The sequence below is a fragment of the Streptomyces sp. P3 genome (assembly GCF_003032475.1).
GTDB lineage: Bacteria > Actinomycetota > Actinomycetes > Streptomycetales > Streptomycetaceae > Streptomyces.
This window is the reverse complement of the sequence record NZ_CP028369.1, coordinates 8,864,656-8,885,829: the sequence shown is the minus strand read 5'-3', so window position 1 is coordinate 8,885,829 and position 21,174 is coordinate 8,864,656. Positions and strand designations below refer to the sequence as shown.

Sequence of the window (21,174 nt, the reverse complement as noted above, 5' to 3'; positions counted from 1 at the left end):
CCGTCGGGTCTTGGCCCCCGTCGATGCAGGGACCGCCTCCCCCGGCCGCGGAACCGGGAGCGCGATCTACGCTGGGCGCTCCTTCCGCCCCGTCCGAGGAGTAGCGTGCCGCCGGCCTTCGTCCACCACGGTGTGGAGGCGCCGGTTGAGGGGCACGGCCTCGACGGGCTCTTCCCGCCCGACCTGACCGGCTACCACGATGGGGCCGAGGTCTCTCTTCCGATCGCCCTGGAACTGGTCCGGGCCATGCTCCGGGCCCAAGGCGCTTGGTGTCGAGTAGAGTTGGAGGATTGGTTCACCGTGCATGTCGGGTGGGACCAGTATGTGTACGTGGGCAGCGACCAGCCCTGTGCGGACGCGGTGGCCCGTACACGGGAACTCGGCCTCTTTCCGGAACCGCTTACCGCCTCGCCCTACGCGGCCGAGGCCGACGAAGCGGAAGTGACGGAGCCAGCCGACGAGCACTTTTGGGCACGCGTGAACGCCGCGCTGGCCTCACGACATGCGCTGCTCCTCGAGGAAGGCTACGTCCGCAACGCCTCACGCTGGCACCGAATCACACCGGAGCGACGGCGACCGCGAGGCTCACGCCGAACTCGGAGATCACCCGCATGCCGCCGAACACGAAGGAACCGAAGACGCACAACCCTCGACGCGCTGCTGATCCGGATGGTGGTCGTCCCCGCCCTCATGCACCTGTGCGGCCGGGCCAACTGGTGGCTGCCCCGGCGCCTGGACAAGGCCCTGCCGAACGTGTCGCTGGAGGGCCCCGGGGACGCGCCGGCAATCACGTCGCCCCCGGTACGCGAGCCCCAGCCCGCGGGCCGCGCCGGCTGACCTGACCCACGACGCCCACGCGGATCGGCGAGAGCCGGGCAGACCCCGGCTTTCGCCGGCCCGCGTTCCTTAGAGTGAGGGAATGGACGTGAGACGGATGTGGCGACAGTGGCTGTCCCGGCACGACCGGGTCAGGGACGCGCTCCCCGGCGTGCCGCTGGTGGTGATCTCCGTGGCGGCCACGGCCGTCGGCGACAACAGTTGGCACGAGCCGTACTGGTTCGACGGAGTGTGGACGGCGCTGTCGTGCCTGCCTCTGGCGGTCCGCAGTCTGCGACCGCTGCAGGTCGTCCTTGTCACGTTGGCGGGCGACCTCGCCCTCATGGCCTTCGCCCCGCACATGGTCGCCGCCCCGGCCGCGAGCCTGATCGCCCTGTACACCCTCGCCGCCCTCGGCGACCGGCGCACCGCGTGGACGGTCGGGGTCATCGCCGCCCTGATGATCACGGGTGTCTACGCCGGCTCCCACACTGAGTCCCTGGTAGGAGGGGCCAGCCTCGTGCGGTTCGATCTCGCGATCGCGGCCACCGCCCTGGGCCGCGCGGTCCGCAGCCGCCGTGACCATCTCGCGGAGGCCGCGGGACGCGTGGAACTCGCCGAGCGCACGCAGGAGGAGGAGGCCCGGCGCCGGGTCACCGAGGAACGCGTGCGCATCGCCCGGGAACTCCACGACGTCGTCGCCCACCACATCACCCTGGTCAACGCCCAGGCGGGCGTGGCCCATCACCTCATGCGCACCAACCCGGACCGGGCCTACGAGGCACTGGCCCACATCAAGGACAACAGCCGGACGGCGCTCGACGAACTGCGGGCCACGGTGGGCCTGTTGCGCCAGTCCGACGACGCGCCCGACGTTCGCGCCCCGATCCCCCGGCTGACCGACCTCGACGCCCTGATCGGCGGTTTCCAAAGCAGTGGCCTCATCGTGACCGTGACCCGGCTGGGCGCCCCACGCCCGCTCTCGCCCTCCATCGAGCTGACCGCCTACCGCATCGTCCAGGAAGCCCTCACCAACACGCACAAACACGCGTCCGCCACCCGGGCCGCGATCCTTTTGGACTATGGTCCGCACCTGCTGCGGGTCATGGTGACGGACGACGGACGCCCCGGCGCCCCCAAGGGCGCGGGCACCGGCCACGGGCTGATCGGCATGTACGAACGTGCCGTGGCCGTCGGCGGATCCGCCACCGCCGGCCCACGCCCGGAAGGCGGCTTCCAGGTCGTCGCCGAGTTGCCGCTCGCTCTCGCCCCCGCCACCGTCCCAGGCGCCTCGTGAGGACGACGCGCCCATGAGCATTCGGGTCCTGCTCGCCGACGACCAAGCCCTGCTCCGGGGCGCCTTCAGGCTGCTCATCGACGCGCAGCCGGACATGGAGTTGGTCGCCGAGGCCTCCAACGGCGCTGAGGCCGTACGGCTGGCCCGGTCCGAGCGGGCCGACGTCGTGTTGATGGACATCCGGATGCCCGAGGTCGACGGCATCGAGGCGACCCGGCTGATCGGCCGGGACCAGGACCTGGCCGGGGTCAAGGTACTCGTCCTCACCACCTTCGAGGAGGACGAGTACGTCATCGAGGCGCTCCGAGCCGGGGCCAGCGGATTCCTCGGCAAGGGCATCGAACCGGCGCAGCTCCTCGACGCGATCCGCCTCATCACCGCGGGCGAGGCACTGCTCTCCCCCGCGGCCACCAAGGGCCTCATCGCCCGAGTCCTCACCCAGCCCTCGCCGGGCGACCTCGTCGACCATGCCCGCCTGGCCGCACTCACTCCCCGGGAACGCGAGGTACTGACACTGGTGGCCGCCGGCCTGTCCAACGGCGAGATCGCCGAGCGGCTCTTCGTCACTCCGGTCACTGTGAAGACCCATGCCAACCGGGCCATGGCCAAACTCGGCGTCCGGGACCGCGCTCAACTCGTCGTCATCGCCTATGAGACCGGCCTGGTCCGTCCGGGAGAACGGCAGGTCTGACGGCGTCGATCGCCCCGCCGACGTCCCCGTCTCGCTCTCGCGTGTGAATGCACGCATCCACAGCAAGCCAAAGTGGAAACCCGTCGCGTCAATACTCTTGCCGCTCTCACTCGCTCAGGGCTCAACGTCTGGGAGCGTTCACAACCTGGCACCGTCCCGACCGCACTCTTGCCCGCCAACTCGCGCACAGAGCCGAACTCACATCAGAAGAAAGCAGAGCACCGCTCCTCGACTTGACGCCGCAACAGCCGCTTCCTAGTCTCCCTGGGAGCGTTCCCATGCGTCGACGGGAGAAATGTCTTTCCTCCCACCCGAGACCCGCTCACCTGGCATCCCCACGCATCGGAGGCCACCGTGATCGACACGCACCGTCGCACCGCGCTCGCGGCGCGCTCCTGTAACCCAAGAGGCCGCCCAGGCGCTGCCCGACCTGCGGGAGCACCACCGCCATGGCGCCGACCGCCGCCGCACTCCTGGCCACACTCCTTGTCGCGCTCGGCGTGACCCTCGCCCCAGCGGTCACCGCCGCCGCCCCCGCCGCCGCCCCGTGCGCATCATGCCGCTGGGTGACTCGATCACCGGCTCGCCCGGGTGCCGGCGGGCCGCGCTGTGGAACCGTCTGCTGAACACCGGAAACAGGAACACCGATTTCGTCGGCGCCCTCAACCAGCAGGGCTGCTCCCAGGGGCTGGACGGCGACAACGAAGGCCACGGCGGTGAGCGTGTCACCAACGTGGCGAACCGAAACCTGCTGCCCGGACGACTCGCCGCCACCCGTCCCGACATCGTTGTCATGCACTTCGGCGCCAAGCAGGCCGGCGAACCCGCCTGAATCTTGATCGTCACCCGATCCAACACCCCGCAGGCACGACGAAGGCATGGAGGAACAGGACAATGCATCCGAGCAACAGGTTGCGGACGACCGTGGTCGCGGCCGTGACCGCACTGATCGCCGCACTCATGGCGATCCAGCCGGCCTCGGCCCGGCCGACGGGCGCGCAGGACAATCCCTACCAGCGGGGCCCGGACCCCACCGTGAGCAGCGTCGCGGCCCAGCGGGGCGCCTTTGCCACCGCTGAGCTGACGGTGCCGCCCGGCAACGGCTTCAACGGCGGCAAGATCTACTACCCGACCGACACCAGCGGGGGCACCTGGGCCGCCGTGGCCGCCGTACCCGGTTACACCGCCAAGTGGGCGTCCGAGGGCGCCTGGATGGGGCCCTGGCTGGCGTCCTTCGGGTTCGTCGTCATCGGTATCGACACCAACAGCCCCAACGACTACGACACCGCGCGCGGCACCCAGTTGCTGGCGGCCCTGGACTACCTCACCCAGAAGAGCCCGGTGCGCGACCGCGTCGACCCCAACCGGCTGGGCGTGATCGGACACTCCATGGGCGGCGGCGGCGCCATCAGCGCGGCCGAACGGCGTCCCTCACTGAAAGCCGCCCTGCCGCTCGCGCCCTTCTCCCCCTCGCAGAGCCTCTCCACGCTCCGGGTCCCGACAATGATCATGGGAGCCCGCGACGACGGAACGGTCACCCCTTCCTACCTCAACGGCCTCCACGCCGGCATGCCGACCGCCACACCGAGCGCCTATGTCGAGCTCACCAGCGGCGGCCACGGCTTCCCCACCTGGGGCAACTCCAACGTGACACGCCGTACGATCCCCTGGCTCAAGATCTTCCTCGACAACGACACCCGGTACACGCAGTTCCTGTGTCCGTCGCTGCCGGACCGCACCGGCGTCTCACGCTCCCAGGTCACGTGCGGGTCCGTGCCCGGCGGCGGCACGACGCCGCCTCCGACGACCGGTGGCCAGGTCGTCGGCGCCCCCTCCGGCCGCTGCCTGGACGTCCTCAACTCGTCGCAGACCAACGGCGCCCAGACCCAGCTGTGGGACTGCGCGGACAGGACGAGCCAGAAATGGGCCCGCACGGACGCCGGGGAACTGCGCGTCTACGGCGACAAGTGCCTGGACGCCGAGGCCTCGGGAACGTCTCCCGGCACACGGGCCGTGATCTGGGACTGTCACGGCGGGCAGAACCAGCGCTGGAGCGTCAACTCCAACGGCACGGTCACCAGCGCCCGGTCCGGTCTGTGCCTCGACGCGTACAACGCCGGCACCGCAAACGGCACCCAGGCCGTCCTGTGGACCTGCAACGGCGGCTCCAACCAGCGGTGGACTCTGCGTTGACGGAGTCCTGAACCCGACACTCGAAAGGGTCCGGGCCGAAGTACCGGGTGATGCCCGGTACTTCGGCCCGGATTGCGAGGACGCTCAGCCGACGCTGGCAGGTGTCCACTCACCGTGCAGGTGCACAGAAGGCTGGTCAGTTCAGAACCAGTCCTTTCGGAGATGCCGGGACTGACATATCGACGCCCAGGATGCGACCAGGAACCGCCGGTGCGAGGCGGCCCTGCGTACCGCTGCCCCGGCCGACGGAATCATTGAAGCGAGCGACCGAGGGTCCCAGGGCTCACGCCCCTGTGCCGCTCCAGCGAGCGGCGGGATGCCGCCGAATGGCGCAGGCGAACGGTCGCGCGGGGCACGCTTCGGAAGAACTCGGGTGCCGCTGTCGCTTCCGCCACGTCCCGTTCGACATCCTGATGTAGGACGCATCGCCCGTACGAGGAGGCGACAGAACCTGATGAGGGAGCACGTGGAACAGCTGCTGCGAGTACAGAACTTCACCGTCTCGAGCGACGGTATCGCCGCCGGCGAGGACCAGAGCCTGGAACGGCCTTTCGGCCACGACATCGACCCGGGAAAGCTCTTCGCCTGGGCCGGCGCCACGGCGAGCTGGCCCAACCGCACCGAGCCCGGGGGCAGCCGGGGCCTCGACGACTACTTCACCCGCGACTTCAGCCACAACATCGGTGCCGAGATCATGGGCCGCAACAAGTTCGGACCCCAGCGCGGCGAGTGACGCGACCACGAATGGCGCGGCTGGTGGGGTGACGAGCCGCCCTTCCACACGCCGGTGTTCGTCCTGACCCACCACAAGCGTCCATCGTTCACCCTCTCCGACACCACGTTCCATTTCGTGGACGGCGACCCCGCCACCGTTCTCACGCAGGCACGGGAGGCCGCGCACGGCAAGGACGTCCGGCTCGGCGGCGGCGTGACCACCATCCGGGAGTTCTTGGACGCCGACCTCGTCGACACCCTGCACGTGGTCGTCTCACCGGTGAAGCTCGGGTCCGGGCTACGTCTGTGGGACTCGCCGGAAGACCTGCTGGACCGGTTCCACATGGAGATCGTGCCCAGCCGGAGTGGCGTGACGCACCACCTCTTCTGGCGTAGATGACAGGAAAAGCGGCGCGGTGACCTCGGCACGGTCGACGCGAGCGCCTTCGCAGACAGACGCCGTGGTGGGCGCGCTCCCCCGGGTGCGCCCCGCCGATCGGAGGAGCCGCGCCCACCCGATCAGTCAGCATCCGAGCGCCCCGCCGTCCCGGCTCCCCGTACCGCTCGGGGCCGGCGGAGATGCTGAGCCCTCCTGGGAACAACCGTTCCTCAGGGCGAACAGCGATCGGAGGCGGCCATGCCACAACTGAATCTCGTCGACCACAAGGTGAAGCACAAATCGACCATCCCGGCGAACTCCGGCGAGGAGATCGAACTCTTCGTCCGGGAGTACAAGAAGGCCACCGGGCCCGCCGGCACGCCCAAGCCGGTCCTCATGCTCCACGGCAGGAGCGTTCCGGCCCTTCCCGGCTTCGACCTCGTGCTCCCTCCCAAGGGCAGCTCCCCCAACCCGGACACCAGCTACAGCTGGGCGCAGTTCCTGGCGGGCAAAGGCTACGACGTATACATCATGGACCTCCAGGGCTCAGGGCTCTCGCCCCGCCCGAAGATGGAGGACCCGTGCAACGCAAACCCCGCCCAGCGGGGGCTGCTGGAAACCAATCCCGGCACCGGGACCTGCTCCCCGACGGCGCCCTACCCGCACCAGCTGGGCAACTCCCAGAGCGAATGGGACGAACTGGCCACCGTCGTCAAGTTCATCAGGGGCCGGTGCAACAACGAGAAGGTCTCCTTCGTCGGCTGGTCCGCGGCCTCGTTCGTCATGGGCCCGTACGCGCTGCAGCATCCCGGGGACGTGGCGGGCATGTTCCTTCTCGCGCCCATCTTTCCCCCGGCCGGCCGCTGGTCGACACACCCCGAAACGCCCTTCGCCCCGCCTCCCGGGACGGGACTGCCGACGCAGCCCGAGTCCAAGCCGCCCGCGGTCTTCGGCTTCCCGATGAACCTGACCAGCAAGGGGAGTCTGCAGGCCACCGTCAGCGACAAGGAACTCGCCGGCCACGTGTGGCAGACCATCATGGACTGCGACAACCTCGGCCAGAAGTGGGGCGGCACCACGGCAGGGGCACCTGACGGCGTCATGCGGTGGCGCAACACGTACTGGTGGGGCTGGAACACGAGCACCGTGCCGTACGGCTCCACGCTCGGCACCGCTGTGCCGGTGTGCATCGTCTACGGAGACCACGACACCACGGCCAACACGGCTGTGGAGTTGGGACCGGTGCTGCACTTCTCCGTTCCGGACCTCTACCAGGCGATTCCGGGCGCCGACAAACTGATGATCCGGGTCGAGGGCTGGGACCACCAGCCGGTCTGGGAACGCAGGCCCAACCAGATGCTGCAGCAGATGTCCTGGAAATGGCTCGAGGACAAGAAGGTGTACGGCGTCGAGAGCGGAAGCTGGGTCATGGACGCGGACGGCGTGGTGAGCGAACTGGAATGAAGCCCTCGGGTCACAGCGACACGCAGGGACGAGCCGGTTCCGGGCCGCGGAGCAATGCGTGCGGCCCGGCGCCGACGGGCAGGACCGAAGATCAGTGATCATCACCGCTCTGCGGCTCGGCTCGGATGTCGATGAAGCCTCAGTGCTGGATCAGACCGCCGACCGGGACGGCGGCGACGTGGCCGGTCGCCGGAAGCGTCTGAGCCAGGGCAAGACCGATGTCGACCAGCGATGACCGGCGCAGGCAGGCGACTTCGGGAATCGGAGTCCAGGCCGACTCAGCGACCCCTCCGTTCGGCTCCGGCCGCAGCTGGCCTCCGGTGATACGAACCTGGTAGAAGACGCCGACATTCTGATGCTCGGGTCCGCCGGGGACCGCACGTTCGGCCGCGGGAATCACCCGGGAGTCCACACCCAACAGGCGCTCGACCACCGCGTCGCAGCCGGTCTCCTCCGCGACCTCCCGGATCACCGCGTCGAACGGATCCTCAGCATGCTCGACCCTGCCACCCGGCAGGCTCCAGTTGCTCTCGCCGTTGGCCAGCACGTTACGGGCGAGCAGCATCCGCCCACCCTCGATGCACACGGCATACGCCGCCAGCCGAAAACTCATGCCGGCACCTCCCACCGGACCCTATCCCGACGTCCAGAATCCATGCAGTGCCATGAACTCGGAGTGGAGTTCTTCAGCCCGCCCCCGCCCGCCCGGCGGACTCCAGTACCGCAGCCAGAAAACGACGCACCGTCTCCAACTCGCCCGCCTCGAACCCCTCCGCGGCCGCCACCACCTCGCCGATCACCGGGCCGAAGAACGCCCACCCGAGTTCCGTGGCCTTCTCCTGCACCTCCAGCAGAACGCGCCGCCGGTCAGCCGAGTCCCTGCTGCGCCGGACGAGTCCGAGCCGCTCCAGCCGATCCACCAGGGCAGTGGTCCCAGCAGAGTTCAAGCGAAGTTGCTCGCCGAGCCATCCAGGCGTGGCCCGCGTACCGGCGCGAGCCGCGTCCAACAGGTGGATCAGCGCGCGCACATCAGTGGGATGCAGCCCGTGGCGTGCGGCGAACTCGGCGCCGAGCTGGTCGAACTCCACGGTGACCGCGCGCAGCAGGTGCACCAGCCCCATCACCGGGTTCTGATCATCCATGCCCACTCCTCGAAGACGTTGCCGTAATATCTCGCTGAACGAGATTATCGCCCGGCGAGAGGAATGCCCGTGCCCCTGCCCGCCTTCGGCCGTGCCTACGACGAACTCCGCGCCCGCTGGCCCGAGTCCACACAGGAGCGCGACGTCGCCACGCCGTACGGGCGTACCCGGGTTCATGTGTACGGCCCGGCGGACGGCAGGCCTCTGGTGCTGCTGCCCGGCGGCTCCGCCACAGGCCTCACCTGGTTCGCCAACGCGCCCGCCTTGGGTGAGCGATACCGGGTCCACGCGGTGGATCTCCTGGGTGACGCCGGCCGCACCGAACGCCGAGGGACGCCACTGAGGAACGTCAACGATCTGACGGCTTGGCTGGACGCGCTGCTGGACGGTCTCGAGCTCGCCCGCACGCACCTGTGCGGTCACTCGTACGGCGCCTGGCTGGCCGCCGGGTACGCGCTGCACGCACCGCGGCGGGTGGACCACCTCGCCCTCATAGACCCCACCCAGGTCTTCACCGGATTCCGGCTCGGCTACCTGCTGCGCGCGCTGCCCGCTCTGATCCGCCGCAGCGAGGCCCGCGCCCGCGCCTTCCTGGCCTGGGAGACGGCAGGCACACACCCGGACGAGACCTGGCAGCGCCTCTACTCGCTGGCCACCACCGTCCCCGGTCGGAAGCTGGTCACCGGTGCCCGTCCACGGACCGCCGACCTCCTCATGCCGGTCCTGGTCCTGCTCGCGGAACACAGCCGCGCCCACAACGCTGTCAAGGTCGCCGACCGAGCCCGCAAGTCGCTCTCGCAGGGTGAGGTGGCGGTGCTGCCAGGAGCCACCCATCACTCTCTGCCGCTCACCGAGCCCCAGCAGTTGAACGACCGGCTCCTGGCCTTCCTGAACTGACAACCCGCGGGGGCCGTAGCACCCGCACACCTGGCGGACCAGCGGAAGGTGCGAGCGGGTGCACCCACTGCGACCGGGTCTGGAATTCCCACGCGCTCGCGTCGATCACTTGCCGGCGGCGGTGCTCGCGTCCCCGGTCGACGTCCACCAGTCGATCACGCGGACGGCCATCGCGTCTGGCAGCAACCCCAGAGGGTCGACACCGAAATGATCTTCCAGCTCGTGCTTCAGGAAGTCACCGATCTCAGTCCGATCGGCACCGGCGCGGAGCCGCTGGAGCAAAGGAGCGAGCATGCAGTCGTACTCGTCCTGCACATCGTCGGCCACACCGATCGGGTCCCACTCGTTGAGCAGATGCCGGAGGCCGTCCTCGGTGGAGGAGTTGCAGGGTCTCATCGCCCAAGGCTGCCACGCACGAAGGACCGACATCACCCGCCTCTCGATCCTGTTGAGCGCCCTCCGAAGGGAGGCCCCCGCCGTCCGGAGGTGTGAAGGCTTCCGGGCGGCGGGGGCCTGCGGGTTGGAGCGGGGCGTCAGGGCGCTTGGGTCGAGATCTCGAACGGCTTGGACTGCGGGGGCGATTCGGCGCCGTCGGCGGCCACGGCGGTGACGACGTAGTAGTAATACGCCGGAGCCAGGCCGGGATCCGTGTACGTCAGCGCCGTCACACCCGAACCGATGCGATGCTCAGGGGTGAAGACGTCCGAGGCGGACGTGGACCGGTAGACGTTGTACGAGACGGTGGCATCCTGGTCGCACGAACCGACCTCCCAGTCGAGCCGGACGAAGTCCGCTCCCCTGCCGCCCCCGGTGATCCGGGGAGTGGCCGGTGCCGTCATGACCGGGCAGGGCACGGTGACCTCGGCCATCGGTGAGAAGTCGGACCACAGGCTGTGCGTGCTGACGGCGCGCACCACGTAGTGCCACGCCCTGCCGGCGGGCACGTTCTCGTTCGTGAACGTCGTGCCGGTGATGAGCGGGGAGACCGAGTAGGCCGACGCGGGGTCCGAAGCGGTCGTGCGGTAGACGTAGTAGCCGGCCACATCGGTCGACGTGCTCGCGGTCCACGCCACCGTGACGTTGCCGTTCTCGGCCGTCGCGGTCACCGAGGCGGGCGCGACCGGCTTCTCGTACACCGGCAGGCGCTTGCCGTAGACGGTGCCATAGCCGGGCTGGGGCATGGGCGAGGTGTTGCCGGCGGCGTCGACGGCGCGGACGGTGTAGCCGAACTGCACGTCGACCGGGACTTCGGCGTCCAGGTACTTGACGTCCCGCACCACGGCGATCTGCTCCCACGCACCGAACATCGACTTGCGCATGACGAGGTAGTGGTCCGTGTCGTCGGTGTTGGCCGTCCAGACGAGGTGCACGCCGTCGGTGCCGTTCCACGCGTTCAGGCCGTACGGCATGTGCGGCGGGGTGACGTCGCCGGTGCGGGTGGCCGAGGCCGTCGCTGACGGGTTCGACTCCGTGCCGTGTGTCGTGACCGTCCTGACCTGGTAGTAACGCACCTGGCGGACGGGCGCCGTGAAGTCGTCGTAGGCGAGGCCACTGACCGGCGTTCCGGTCAGCCGGGTCCACGGGCCGGCAGCCGACTCGGCGGCGTAGACGTGGAACCGGTGGGACGCGTCACCGTCGTATCGCCAGCCGACGGTGTTGCGGTCGACCCAGCCGTTGGCGGAGACCTGCGTCGGCGGCAGAGGCTTGAGCTCGGTCGCGTCGAGCTGGGTGGGGGCAGAGTACGGGGAGGTGTTGCCTGCGCTGTCTGCGGCTCGCACGCGGTAGTAATAGGTCGTGCCCAGGGCGGCGTTGAGGTCGGTCAAGGCGGTGCCCTGAGTGGGCGTGGAGACGGAGGAGAACGGCCCCTCGGGTGCGAGGGACCGCTGCACCTCATAGGAGGTCGCCCCGCTCACCGCGGACCAGGAGAGCCGGGTGCCGAAGTCGTCGTGCGTGGCCGTGAGTCCGGTGGGGGCGGCTGGGGCTGTTCTGTCGGCGCTGACGATGCGCGTCGGGGAGGACTGCGGGGAGAGGTTGCCCGAGCGGTCGCCGGCACGGAGGGCGTACTCGTGGGTGGCGCCGGTGGCCGGGGGTGTGTCGGTGAAGGCGCTGCCGGTGATCGGGGTGCTGTTGAGCGGGCTCCAGACGCCGGTGCTCCCGGTGCGGCGGTAGAGGCGGTAACCGGCCAGGTCCAGTTCGTAGTTGCGGGACCAGACCAGGGTCGTCTTCAGGGTGGCCGCCGAGTAGGCGGCCTTCAGGCCGACCGGGGCCAAGGGGGCGATCCTGTCGTAGGCGGCGCCGATGACGGGCTTGTAGGCGAACGCGACATTGGCAGTGCCGGTGAAGGCGGCGAAGTCCACGCGCAGGGTGTGTGTACCGCGCGGGACGGTGAGGCGGAGGGTCTTCTTCTGGGTGGCGTTGACGTTGCGCCACAGATCGATCTTGCGGTTGCCGTCGAGGTAGACGCGGGCGCCGTCCTGTACGGCGACGGTGAGGTCGAAGGGGCCGCCGGAGCCGAAGTTGCGGGTGGTGCTCCAGCGGACGCCGAAGTCGTCCCGCGGCAGGGTGACGCCGGCCGGGTCGCCGAGGCCGTAGTTCTCGGCGATGGAGGCATCGCAGACGGTGGCCCTCGGGGTGCCGGTGAGTGCGGTGTTGGCGTAGTACTGGGCCTTCCACACTCCGGCCGAGCAGGTCACGGCCGCCTGAGCGGTGGCGGGGAAGGCGAGTCCGGTCAGAGCGGTCGCCAGAGAGAGCACGGCTGCGCCGGCCGTACGGCGCGTCACGTGTAGGGGTATGCGCATCTGCTGACGGTCACACTTTCGATCGGAAATAGGGAGAAGGCGCGTACGCCGCCTCGATCGTGTCATTCGAAAGATCGCTCACGTAAGGGGGTTTGTGCGGAATCACGTCAACCACTTCCCGGCTGCCGCGTGCCAGGCGGCAGGCAGCGTGTCATGGAAGCTCAGGCATGACCGTCACCGGCTGAGGAGTCGCCGCCCCGTCGACCGCGACGAAGCCTGAGGCCCCTTGGGCGGAGCGTGCCGGCCCGGTTTCACGAGACCGCCTGAAAGCCGCTCCGGCCCGATGCACGTTGCCTTGCCTTGCCGGGCCGTGTCCGGAGCGTCGTCCGTCATTCGTGCTGATCCTGCAAAAGAACGCCGTGCACCCTCAACGAACCTGGCTTGCGGGCTGCGTGCACAGCGAGACTCGGCCACAGCGAGACTCGGTCACACGCGGCGGCCCGCCCGGGGAGTGCGTCGGCCGCCGAGCCTCAATGGCCCGCCATCGTTCGAGGAGTCCAGATGCGTCTGCGCAACCGCGCGATAGCCGCCGTGTTCATGAGCCCCGCGGCCTTCACCGCCCTCACCCCCCAGGCCATGGCCGTCCCGATGCCCTGGGAGACCAGCAAGACCCCCACAACCACCACTCACCACGCCCCCTCCCCCGCGGTCCACGACAGCGGCACGGTCACCGTGCTGTGCACGGGCGGCTGCTACCAGTAGAGGGCCCTGCGGAGACATGGCTTCGGGGGGCTCGCCTCCCGGGCCCGTCTCCGCCAACAATGTCGTTCGGGTGAAAGGGTGGTCACGACCCCCGGCCGCCACTCACCTCGTAGCCTCCGGACATGACTGATGACCCGTTCCAGTGCCGCTGCGTCCTCTGCCATGACTACGGTGACCAGGACGAGGCGGACCGTGCGGATCTGAAGCTGATCGAGAATGTGAAGCAGCACGGATGGCACGTCATGATGGTTCCCGAAGATGAGATCGGCCCTGGATTCGCCTACACGATCGGCCTCGCGCACACCCACGGCGGACCTGACCTGGCCATGTTCGGACTTGATGTTCACGCCATGCACCGCATGCTCAACAGGCTCGGAGCGAAGTCCGCCAGGGGCGCGGAACTGGCGGACGGCCAGAGCCATCCGGATGTTGTCGAGGGTCATCAAGTTGGGCTCAGGCAGATCGATCTCCGCTGGTACCGGACATTCTTCGGACGGGCCATCAGGTTCTACCGACGACCGCCTTTCCCTGTGCTGCAAGTCGCGTGGCCCGATGTGGACGGCCGCTTCCACTGGGAAGAGCAGGTGGAGGAGAGACATCGTGAGTCACAGCCCCAGTTGTGGCTGCCGCCGAGTGAGCACCCTGCCGACATCTGGACGGTCGAACTCTGAAGCGCGAAGTCGCCACGTACGACAACAAGCCGGCAAGCCGGATGCGGCTCACTTCCAAAGGGCCGACGACCTGTTGCGCCCGCTCGCGCTGAAGGTCGTCGGCGTGCTCACCCGCCGCCACCGGGACTTCGCCCCGCCGAGTACGCCGTCCAGGAGGCGGTCTCGGCCATGTCTCGGCTCTGACGGTCGTTGTGGACCGCAGGTGGGATCTTGAGACCGCGGGCAGCCCGTGGCAGGCTCATGCTGCATGATCGATGAATTCGCGAAGAACGACCTCCACGGGAGACTGCGGCGGGATCGCAAGGCGCTGCTCTGGAAACTTGACGGCTTGTCGGAATACGACGCCCGCCGACCTCTGACAGTGACCGGGACCAATCTCCTCGGCCTGGTCAAGCACGTGGCCAACGTCGAGGCCAGATACTTCGGCGAAGTCTTCGACCGCCCTTCCCCGGAATCGCTGCCCCGGTGGCAGGACCACTCCGACGGCAGCGACATGTGGGCGACCGAGCACGAGACCCGCGATCAGATCATCGGGTTCTACCGGCGTACGTGGGAACACTCGGACGCGACGATCAACGAGCTTCCCCTCGACGCCCCCGGCCACGTGCCGTGGTGGCCAGAGCCTTATCTCAACACGAACCTGTTCGCCGTCATGGTCCATGTGCTCAGCGACTCCGTCCGGCATGCGGGGCATGCCGACATCCTGCGCGAGGGCCTCGACGGCCGGACCGGGTTGCGCGCCGAACACGAGCGGCAGATCGACGAGGAGGCCCGCGCAGCTTATTGCGCGAAGATCGAGCAGGCTGCCAGGGCAGCCGCGTCAATCACTGCTTAGCCGTTGTGCGTCAGAACGTTGGTGACACCGCATAGTGGTGGGCGAGGTCGGCGGCGAGGTCGCTGAGGTGAGCCCTGGCTTCGGAGGGGCCGTGCACGGTGACGGCGCTGCCGAACGGCAGTAGTGCGCGCAGGTCCTCCAGATGCGGGAAGCGGATCGTCACCTTGTGACCGGCGGCAACTTCTTCATCGTCGTCCCGGACGAGTCGTCGGCCGAAGATGCGTTGCGCGCGCTCGATCTGGACCTGGTCGATGGTGGCGCTGACCTCGATCGCGTGGTCGTGTTCCCACTGATCGACGAGTGCTGCAGCGACGGTGGCCAGGGGCTGGCTCTCGGGGATCCGCCGTGGCTGGTCGACTTCTTCCCACGCCGTGATCCGTTCGAGTCGGTACAGCCGTGGCACTCGGGCGCAGTCGGCGACGAGGTACCAGATGCCGGCCTTGGCGAACAGCCCGTAGGGATCCACGACCAGGTCGCGCGGGCATGATTGGCGTGGGCTGTCGTACTCGATCCGCAGTCGGCGGCCTCGCCGCACTGCGCCGATCAGCGAAGCCGGAGTCGTGTCGGAAGCTCGTGCCGGACGCCAGGGACGGCTGTCCACGTGCACTACGTCGGTGAGCGGCAGGACCTCATGGACTCGACGTGACCGGGTAGCGGCGATCTTGGAGAGCGCGCGCCGGCTTTCGACCGATGCGTCGAGCTCCGCACGTTGCCTCTCGTCCAGCCCGGTGAGCGACAGAAGATCACGCTCGCCCGGTGTGAGTCGCGTGAGGTCGAGCCCGGACCCGGGCAGCATCGTCACGCCTCCGAGGCGGCCCCGTTGCGCGGTCACCGGCAGGCCGGCGTCGCGGAGCCAGTTCAGGTCCCGGGTGATGGTTCGAAGGGACACCCCGAGCGCTGAGGCAAGTTCCTGTGTGGTCACGGCATCCCTCGCTGCGAGGAGCAGCATCAGGGAGAAGAAGCGGTCTGGGGTCACCTACCAAGGTTTTCAGGAATTGCGACACGATGCGGCGCATATCCCGGTCAGGCTGGCGGATGCGTACCTACGACCTGTGAGAAGGAACAGCTATGGCCACCACATCCGTCATGTCCATCGTCTACGTGAACGACGCTCCCGCCGCAGCTCGTTTCTACGGCGACCTCCTCGGCATGAGGCCGTCGTTCGAGACTCCGGGATACATCACCTTCGACCTCGGGCCAGGCGCTGACCTCGCTCTGTGGTCCGGCCGGTTCGAGGACCTGTCACCGGAGGTCCCGCGTACCGGTGAGGTGTGCCTGGCCATCGACGGTGGACCCGACGAGCTCAACGCGATCTTCAAGCAGTGGAAGTCCAGGGGGGTCACGATCCTTCACGAACCTCATGATGAGGGGTTCGGGCTGACCTTCCTCGCAGCTGATCCTGACGGGAACCGTGTCCGCGTGGCACCGCGGGACTGAAAGGCCGCAAGGCCGCAATGTGGCAGGCGCGCACGACAGGTGTAGCGCCGGCCGCCGTCGGTGGATCAGGGGGATGACGGCGCGGACACGGATCTTTGAGAGCAAAATGGCTGCACATGAATGAGATCTCCGAGCTGGTCGGTCATCTGGGGCTGGAGCCGCACGTCGAAGGCGGGTGGTTTCGGCAGACGTGGCGGACCGGGCCGAGCGCGGTTCCGGACGGGTACGCGGGGCCTCGCCCCTTCGCGACGGGCATCTACTTCCTCCTCCATCCCGGCGAGGTGTCCCGTTGGCACCGGGTGCGTTCGGACGAACTGTGGCTGTGGCACCGGGGCGGCCCGCTGACACTGCGGCTCGGCGGAGACGGAGCCGCTCCGCAGGAGGCGGCCGTCGCTTCGATGGGGCCGGACATCGAGCACGGGCAGCAGCCGCAGCTCCTTGTGCCTGCCGGCGTCTGGCAGACCGCCCGACCAGCCGGTGACGAGTCGGTCCTGGTGTCCTGCATCGTCGCTCCGGGCTTCGAGTACGAGGACTTCGAGATGCTGTGAGCCGTACGAGCCCGGCTTGCCGAGAGCGGGTCCGTGAAGGGGACGGGTCGAGCCCATATACGTTCCCTCCCGTTCACCGCGAGCGAGGCCGAACGGGAGGGAACGTGCCTGTACGGCAGGCTCCGTCACTCCATGGCGAAGGGGCGGCCGGCTTCCACCGCCGCGGGCTGCGGAGGAAGCTGCGGCTCGGGCCGGTGAGGCGCGGTGTGCAGCTGGGTGAGGCGTTCGCCTTCGACGTCCACCTCGGGCACCAAACGCTGCAGAGCCCGGGGCAACCACCACGCCTTGTGGCCGAGGGCGGCCATCCCCACTGGAGGACCGCGACCACTGCTCCGAGGGAAGAGCCCACGGAGAGCATGAAGTCCAGCGCGGCCTTGAGCGGGACGGCGATGGAGCGGAAGACGATGACGAGCAGCACCAGGGCCAGGCCCATCACCAGCAGGCGGTACAGCGGAAGGGCGGCGGACAACTTGTCGGCCACGTCGATGTTCACCGCGGTCTCACCCGTGACGTTCAGGGTCGTGTCGGCACGCTGCTCGACATCGCCGCGGATCTCGCGGATCTCGGACAGGAGGCTCTTGGTTCCCTCCGATTCCGGGCCGCCTGCGGGCATGACGTCGATGACGGCGACGTCGCCGGAAGAGGCAGGTATTGCAGGGGAGGCCGAGGACATCTCCGGCAGGTTCTTCACCTGTGCGGCGATGTCGGTCGCGGCCGCCCTGACACTGGCCTTGTTCTCACCCTGGGCGAGGACCACCAGGGTGCCGCTGCAGCCCGGGCCGAAGCCCTCGTCGACGAGTGCCTGGGCGCGGCCGGCGGAGCTCTGCGGGTCCGTTTCGCCACCGAGACCGAGCCGCAGGTCCGCAACTGGCGCAGCCATGATGCCGAGTCCGACTACACAGGTCAGGGTCGGGGACCGGGGCCCCGGTATACCCGAAGAAGCGCAGGGTCGTGTCTTCGACCGCTTCTACCGCGCGGACAAAGGGTGAGGCGATACGGGAGACCGCCGGCGCCATCGCCGCGCTCCTGGACGACGCGCCGGACATGACCGTGCCGGTACCGGGGTTGGAGTGGACCGTCGGCGAGACGGCCGCCCACCTGGCACTGGCCAACCGCCTGATGGCCGATCTCGCGTCCGGCCAGGAACGCGTCTACGGAGACGGCACGCCGCAGAGTCTCGCGGCGGCCAATGCACAGAGCCTCGTCGACTTCCCCGAGCGCGCGGCAGAACCGCTGGCCGCGATGATCGTGGAGCAGGCCGACGTGTTCCTGGACGGGGTGGACCGAGCCGTGGCGGACGGGACCGCGGGCCGGAAGCTCGCGACCCCGCTCGGCCCCATGGACCAGGACGTTCTCGCCTCGTACTTGCTGACCCACATGCTGGGCCACGGTTACGACCTCGCCCGCGGGCTGCGTCAGGCGCACATGATCAACGAGATGCGGGTCGGGTTGTGCCTGCCGTTCCTGAAGGCGGCGATGCCGCGCGTCGCGACCGCCTCCGCGCTGACGGCCCGTTACACCGTCCGCGTAAGGGGTGGCGCGGCATTCGGCGTCGCGTTCGCCGACGGCAGGGTCGAGGTGCTTTCTGATCCGCCGGAGCGTTCGGACTGCACCATCCTCACCGAGCCGGTCGCCTTCCTTCTCATCGCGCTGGGGCGTCTGGGCCCGTGGCAGGCCATGGCACGCGGGGCCGTGCTCGCCTGGGGCCGCAAGCCCTGGCTCGCCCCCCGCTTCCCGACCCAGTTCGACGCGCCGTGATCAGGGCGTTCTTTTGATCTTGGAATGGCGCCGGTGGCTGACCCGAGGAGGGTCAGTGGTCGTCGGCGTGCTGCCGGGCCCGGGGGCTGTTCACCCTCCCTGCGCCCGCTCCAGGGCGAACGCGCTCGACAGGGGTGACCGGCGTCGGGTGGCCGCGTCCGTGCCGTTGCCGAGAGCCTCTTCGTAGATCTCGCCCATGCGGAGCAGGTCCGGTTCGGCCAGTCGGTCGCCGATGAGCTGCATGCCGATGGGGAGGCCGGATGAGTCCTCTCCGATCGGCAGGGTCAGGGCAGGCAGTCCTGTGACGTTGGCAGGGGATGTCAGCCGCAGGAGGCCGTCGGTTACGTCCTCGGTGAATCCGTCGCTCCACCGGAATTCCGATTGGGAGCGGAGCAGTGCCGTGGTGGCGACCGTGGGTGTCGCGAGGACGTCGATCGTGGTGAACATCTCCCGCCATGCCCGGCGGATGAGGGTGCGGCAGCGCTGGGCTCTGAGGTAGTCGTCGGCGGCGATCATCCGGCCGGCCTCCAGGAGGGTCCGCAGGCCGTCGCTGAAGAGGTCGGGGCGCCGGCGCAGGTGATCCTCGTGGGCAGCGGCCGCCTCGGGGGCCACGTGGCCCCACAGTGCGGGCACCAGGTACGCGGTGAGTGGGGAGGTCACCGTGATCGCGATGGCGCCGAGTGCGACGAACTGGTCCGTCGCCCGTCGGACTGCGTCCGTCACCTGCGGTGCCACGTGTTCGAAGAAGTAGTTGGCCGGGACGCCGATTCGCATGCCTCGCAGATCTCCGGAGCCCTGACCGGTCCGGTGGAGGTGAGGTGAGACGACGCTTGCCGGGTCCCGGGGATCTCGGCCGGCGATGACCTGGAGGACGAGGGCGGCGTCCCGGGCGCTGCGGGTGAGGGGGCCCACGTGGTCCATGGACCACGACAGGGGGGCAACTCCGTGGCGGGAGACGACGCCGTAGGTGGGCTTGAGACCCACGAGCCCGTTGAACGACGCGGGGACGCGGATGGAACCGCCGGTGTCGGTGCCGAGCGCGAAGGCGGCCGATCCGACGGCGACGGCGGCCGCCGACCCTCCGCTCGAGCCGCCGACGACCCTGTCACTCGCCCATGGGTTGCGCGTCTGGGGCGTGATGAGCCCGTAGGCGAACTCGTGCATCTGGGTCTTGCCGACCAGAATGGCGCCCGCGGCCGTGAGACGGTCCATGACCGCGCTGTCGTGGACGGGGACGCGATCGGCCCAGACCGAGGAGCTGGCTGTGGTCGGAACGCCGGACGCGTCGATGTTGTCCTTGAGCGCGAAGGGAATGCCGTGCAGCGGTCCCCGGGAGCGCCCTGCCATCGCCTCTCGCTCCGCCTCGATCGCTCGTGCTCGCGCCGCCTCGGGTGTGCGGGTCACGAAGGCGTTGAGGGCGCCTTCGGTCTCCGCCGCGCGTTGCAGGACGGACTCGGTCAGTTCGACCGGGGAGAGCTCTTTCGCTGCGATGGCGTTTGCCGCGGCGGCGACGGTGAGTTCGTAGGGCTGCGTCACAGCGGTCTCCCGGTCGCGCCGTGGTCGGTGAGGGTGAGGACCGGCGCCAGCGCGACGCCGGTGAGGTCGAGCTCCTCGAGGATGCGGATGGTCCGGGTGATGCGGTCCGCGAGTTCCACGGCCTCGCGGTGCCGTGAACTGCGGGCCGCTTCCTCGGGTCGGGCGTCCCCCGGCGTTTCGACGGGCCTGCCGGAGTCGTGGTGTGAGGGCGGCGGCGGCATACTCGTGTCCTCTCAGGATCTTCGGCGCGAAGGATCGACGCCGGCGGGCGGTCGGCTGCAGCAGGGCCGGCGGACGCCCGACGGCCCTGCTGCCCGCGGACGCCCGACGTCGTCTGCGGCCGGGGGATGAACGCGCAGAGACGCCGGGCGGTCTTGGGGGCTCGCCGAGCCGGGTTCGGCGCGGCTGCGGGGCCGTTCGTGAAGGGCTACAGGTCGAGGGTGACGTCGTACGACTCGAGCCAGGCGTTGAGCGACAGGGGCACTTCCAGGTCGATCCGGGTGATCTGCGTGCTCTCGGCACTGACCGGCCGGGTCAGACGGTCCTGGACCCGGCTCAGATCGAGCAGCGGAAGGATGGGGGCGGTTCCGCTGGAGAGCACTTCGGCGAACCTGTCGCGCAGCTTCTTCTCGTAGCCGGAGTCCTGGGTGCTGGGGTAGGGCGCCTTGACACGTTCCGCAATGGACTTCGGCAGGACGTCGCGGGTGGCGGCCCGCAGCAGGCTCTTCTCCCGTCCGTCGAACTTCTTCATCGCCCAGGGGGCGTTGAAGACGTACTCCACGAGCCGGTGGTCGCAGAAGGGGACGCGTACCTCCAGGCCCACGGCCATGCTCATGCGGTCCTTGCGGTCCAGGAGGGTGTTCACGAAGCGGGTGAGGTTGAGGTAGCTGAGCTCCCTCATCCGCTTCTCCAGTCCGCTTTCGCCGGGGAGCACGGGGGTCTCGGCGATCGCGTCGTGGTAGCTGTCACTGCGTCGGCCCGGCAGGTCGAGTCGGGTGCAGGTCACCGTCGAAGAGGGGGGTGCCGTCGTAGAACGGTCCGGGTGTGCTGGTGAGCCAGGGGAAGGTCTCGGCGGTGAGCACTTCGGGGTCGTGGAACCAGCTGCAGCCACCGAAGAGTTCGTCGGCCGACTCTCCTGAGAGGGCGACGGTCGAGCGCCGGCGTACGGCCTCACGGGGCAGGTCGCGTTCGAAGTCCACCCATCCGGCGATTCCGCACATGTGGGTTGTCCTCTCCATGGTGTGTTGGGGACCGAAGATCCGAGTTCGGGCGCCCCGGCCGTACGCGGTCGGGCCG

General features: G+C 69.1%; 20 protein-coding genes and 3 pseudogenes. 14 read left to right on the top strand and 9 right to left on the bottom strand.

Annotated features, from left to right (window positions below; all coding sequences use genetic code 11):
- The first annotated feature begins 105 nt into the window (after positions 1-105).
- The 7 genes and pseudogenes from C6376_RS45970 (at position 106) to C6376_RS39505 (ending at position 7,554) form a co-directional block, all read left to right on the top strand.
- Positions 106-837 (top strand): hypothetical protein, encoded by a 732-nt coding sequence (locus C6376_RS45970; protein ID WP_254076260.1) that lies wholly within the window; start codon positions 106-108, stop codon positions 835-837.
- An 82-nt stretch (positions 838-919) separates the two neighbouring features.
- Positions 920-2,113, top strand: a complete 1,194-nt coding sequence (locus C6376_RS39530) for a sensor histidine kinase (RefSeq protein ID WP_107447922.1) — start codon at positions 920-922, stop codon at positions 2,111-2,113.
- A gap of 13 nt (positions 2,114-2,126) precedes the next feature.
- Positions 2,127-2,804 (top strand): response regulator transcription factor, encoded by a 678-nt coding sequence (locus tag C6376_RS39525; protein ID WP_107447920.1) that lies wholly within the window; start codon positions 2,127-2,129, stop codon positions 2,802-2,804.
- A gap of 449 nt (positions 2,805-3,253) precedes the next feature.
- A pseudogene (locus C6376_RS39520) lies at positions 3,254-3,609 on the top strand (cellulose-binding protein); the annotation flags it as partial.
- Between the two features lie 89 nt (positions 3,610-3,698).
- Positions 3,699-4,997 (top strand): ricin-type beta-trefoil lectin domain protein, encoded by a 1,299-nt coding sequence (locus C6376_RS39515; protein ID WP_107447919.1) that lies wholly within the window; start codon positions 3,699-3,701, stop codon positions 4,995-4,997.
- Positions 4,998-5,463: 466 nt separating this feature from the next.
- Positions 5,464-6,111, top strand: a pseudogene (locus tag C6376_RS39510) (dihydrofolate reductase family protein).
- Between the two features lie 237 nt (positions 6,112-6,348).
- Complete coding sequence (locus C6376_RS39505) at positions 6,349-7,554, top strand: alpha/beta fold hydrolase (RefSeq protein ID WP_107447917.1); 1,206 nt, start codon at positions 6,349-6,351, stop codon at positions 7,552-7,554.
- A 139-nt stretch (positions 7,555-7,693) separates the two neighbouring features.
- Here the strand turns inward: C6376_RS39505 and C6376_RS39500 are convergent, their stop codons facing one another.
- Both C6376_RS39500 and C6376_RS39495 read right to left on the bottom strand, forming a co-directional pair.
- Positions 7,694-8,167 (bottom strand): NUDIX hydrolase, encoded by a 474-nt coding sequence (locus C6376_RS39500; RefSeq protein WP_107447915.1) that lies wholly within the window; start codon positions 8,165-8,167, stop codon positions 7,694-7,696.
- 73 nt (positions 8,168-8,240) lie between these two features.
- Positions 8,241-8,696, bottom strand: a complete 456-nt coding sequence (locus C6376_RS39495) for a MarR family winged helix-turn-helix transcriptional regulator (protein ID WP_107447913.1) — start codon at positions 8,694-8,696, stop codon at positions 8,241-8,243.
- A gap of 69 nt (positions 8,697-8,765) precedes the next feature.
- Here C6376_RS39495 and C6376_RS39490 point away from each other — a divergent pair, with 69 nt between their 5' ends.
- Complete coding sequence (locus tag C6376_RS39490; protein ID WP_254076259.1) at positions 8,766-9,593, top strand: alpha/beta fold hydrolase; 828 nt, start codon at positions 8,766-8,768, stop codon at positions 9,591-9,593.
- 105 nt (positions 9,594-9,698) lie between these two features.
- Here the strand turns inward: C6376_RS39490 and C6376_RS39485 are convergent, their stop codons facing one another.
- Both C6376_RS39485 and C6376_RS39480 read right to left on the bottom strand, forming a co-directional pair.
- Positions 9,699-9,989, bottom strand: coding sequence for a hypothetical protein (locus C6376_RS39485; protein WP_107447910.1), 291 nt, complete (start codon positions 9,987-9,989; stop codon positions 9,699-9,701).
- 137 nt (positions 9,990-10,126) lie between these two features.
- Positions 10,127-12,391: a fibronectin type III domain-containing protein gene (locus C6376_RS39480; protein ID WP_159083399.1), complete on the bottom strand. Its 2,265-nt coding sequence runs from the start codon at positions 12,389-12,391 to the stop codon at positions 10,127-10,129.
- 501 nt (positions 12,392-12,892) lie between these two features.
- On the opposite strand from C6376_RS39480, the gene C6376_RS39475 reads away from it, so the two are divergent.
- The 3 genes from C6376_RS39475 to C6376_RS39465 all read left to right on the top strand — a co-directional run bounded on the left by C6376_RS39475 (position 12,893) and on the right by C6376_RS39465 (position 14,599).
- A complete protein-coding gene (locus C6376_RS39475) occupies positions 12,893-13,093 on the top strand; it encodes a hypothetical protein (protein WP_107447907.1) in 201 nt (66 codons plus the stop codon).
- A 122-nt stretch (positions 13,094-13,215) separates the two neighbouring features.
- Positions 13,216-13,764 (top strand): DUF4262 domain-containing protein, encoded by a 549-nt coding sequence (locus C6376_RS39470; protein ID WP_107447906.1) that lies wholly within the window; start codon positions 13,216-13,218, stop codon positions 13,762-13,764.
- A gap of 247 nt (positions 13,765-14,011) precedes the next feature.
- Positions 14,012-14,599, top strand: a complete 588-nt coding sequence (locus C6376_RS39465) for a DinB family protein (protein ID WP_107447904.1) — start codon at positions 14,012-14,014, stop codon at positions 14,597-14,599.
- Positions 14,600-14,609: 10 nt separating this feature from the next.
- Here C6376_RS39465 and C6376_RS39460 read toward each other — a convergent pair whose 3' ends face one another.
- Positions 14,610-15,575, bottom strand: coding sequence for a YafY family protein (locus C6376_RS39460; RefSeq protein ID WP_107447902.1), 966 nt, complete (start codon positions 15,573-15,575; stop codon positions 14,610-14,612).
- Between the two features lie 92 nt (positions 15,576-15,667).
- On the opposite strand from C6376_RS39460, the gene C6376_RS39455 reads away from it, so the two are divergent.
- The gene (locus C6376_RS39455) at positions 15,668-16,036 is read left to right on the top strand and encodes a VOC family protein (protein WP_107447900.1); all 369 of its coding nucleotides are present in this window, start codon (positions 15,668-15,670) and stop codon (positions 16,034-16,036) included.
- 116 nt (positions 16,037-16,152) lie between these two features.
- Positions 16,153-16,584, top strand: coding sequence for a cupin domain-containing protein (locus tag C6376_RS39450; protein ID WP_107447898.1), 432 nt, complete (start codon positions 16,153-16,155; stop codon positions 16,582-16,584).
- 73 nt (positions 16,585-16,657) lie between these two features.
- Here the strand turns inward: C6376_RS39450 and C6376_RS39445 are convergent, their stop codons facing one another.
- On the bottom strand, positions 16,658-17,464 hold the full coding sequence (locus C6376_RS39445) for an MMPL family transporter (RefSeq protein WP_254076258.1): 807 nt from the start codon (positions 17,462-17,464) through the stop codon (positions 16,658-16,660).
- 71 nt (positions 17,465-17,535) lie between these two features.
- Here C6376_RS39445 and C6376_RS39440 point away from each other — a divergent pair, with 71 nt between their 5' ends.
- Positions 17,536-18,342, top strand: a complete 807-nt coding sequence (locus C6376_RS39440; RefSeq protein ID WP_107447896.1) for a maleylpyruvate isomerase family mycothiol-dependent enzyme — start codon at positions 17,536-17,538, stop codon at positions 18,340-18,342.
- Between the two features lie 90 nt (positions 18,343-18,432).
- Here C6376_RS39440 and C6376_RS39435 read toward each other — a convergent pair whose 3' ends face one another.
- From C6376_RS39435 to C6376_RS39425, 3 genes and pseudogenes are all read right to left on the bottom strand, one after another.
- Entirely contained in the window at positions 18,433-19,878 is a 1,446-nt protein-coding gene (locus tag C6376_RS39435; RefSeq protein WP_107447895.1) for an amidase, read from the bottom strand.
- The gene (locus tag C6376_RS39430) at positions 19,875-20,099 is read right to left on the bottom strand and encodes a hypothetical protein (protein ID WP_107447894.1); all 225 of its coding nucleotides are present in this window, start codon (positions 20,097-20,099) and stop codon (positions 19,875-19,877) included. Before C6376_RS39430 ends, C6376_RS39435 begins: the two co-directional genes overlap by 4 nt.
- Before the next feature lie 206 nt (positions 20,100-20,305).
- Positions 20,306-21,050 (bottom strand): annotated as a pseudogene (locus C6376_RS39425) (asparagine synthase-related protein); the annotation flags it as partial.
- Positions 21,051-21,174 lie beyond the last annotated feature (124 nt).

What these genes read in the sequence shown, in the direction of transcription:
- C6376_RS39530 (WP_107447922.1), top strand. Translation starts at nt 920, where the DNA reads ATGGACGTGAGACGGATGTGGCGACAGTGGCTGTCCCGGCACGACCGG.
- C6376_RS39525 (WP_107447920.1), top strand. Translation starts at nt 2,127, where the DNA reads ATGAGCATTCGGGTCCTGCTCGCCGACGACCAAGCCCTGCTCCGGGGC.
- C6376_RS39515 (WP_107447919.1), top strand. Translation starts at nt 3,699, where the DNA reads ATGCATCCGAGCAACAGGTTGCGGACGACCGTGGTCGCGGCCGTGACC.
- C6376_RS39505 (WP_107447917.1), top strand. Translation starts at nt 6,349, where the DNA reads ATGCCACAACTGAATCTCGTCGACCACAAGGTGAAGCACAAATCGACC.
- C6376_RS39500 (WP_107447915.1), bottom strand. Translation starts at nt 8,167, where the DNA reads ATGAGTTTTCGGCTGGCGGCGTATGCCGTGTGCATCGAGGGTGGGCGG.
- C6376_RS39495 (WP_107447913.1), bottom strand. Translation starts at nt 8,696, where the DNA reads ATGGATGATCAGAACCCGGTGATGGGGCTGGTGCACCTGCTGCGCGCG.
- C6376_RS39485 (WP_107447910.1), bottom strand. Translation starts at nt 9,989, where the DNA reads ATGAGACCCTGCAACTCCTCCACCGAGGACGGCCTCCGGCATCTGCTC.
- C6376_RS39480 (WP_159083399.1), bottom strand. Translation starts at nt 12,391, where the DNA reads ATGCGCATACCCCTACACGTGACGCGCCGTACGGCCGGCGCAGCCGTG.
- C6376_RS39475 (WP_107447907.1), top strand. Translation starts at nt 12,893, where the DNA reads ATGCGTCTGCGCAACCGCGCGATAGCCGCCGTGTTCATGAGCCCCGCG.
- C6376_RS39470 (WP_107447906.1), top strand. Translation starts at nt 13,216, where the DNA reads ATGACTGATGACCCGTTCCAGTGCCGCTGCGTCCTCTGCCATGACTAC.
- C6376_RS39465 (WP_107447904.1), top strand. Translation starts at nt 14,012, where the DNA reads ATGATCGATGAATTCGCGAAGAACGACCTCCACGGGAGACTGCGGCGG.
- C6376_RS39455 (WP_107447900.1), top strand. Translation starts at nt 15,668, where the DNA reads ATGGCCACCACATCCGTCATGTCCATCGTCTACGTGAACGACGCTCCC.
- C6376_RS39450 (WP_107447898.1), top strand. Translation starts at nt 16,153, where the DNA reads ATGAATGAGATCTCCGAGCTGGTCGGTCATCTGGGGCTGGAGCCGCAC.
- C6376_RS39445 (WP_254076258.1), bottom strand. Translation starts at nt 17,464, where the DNA reads ATGGCTGCGCCAGTTGCGGACCTGCGGCTCGGTCTCGGTGGCGAAACG.
- C6376_RS39430 (WP_107447894.1), bottom strand. Translation starts at nt 20,099, where the DNA reads ATGCCGCCGCCGCCCTCACACCACGACTCCGGCAGGCCCGTCGAAACG.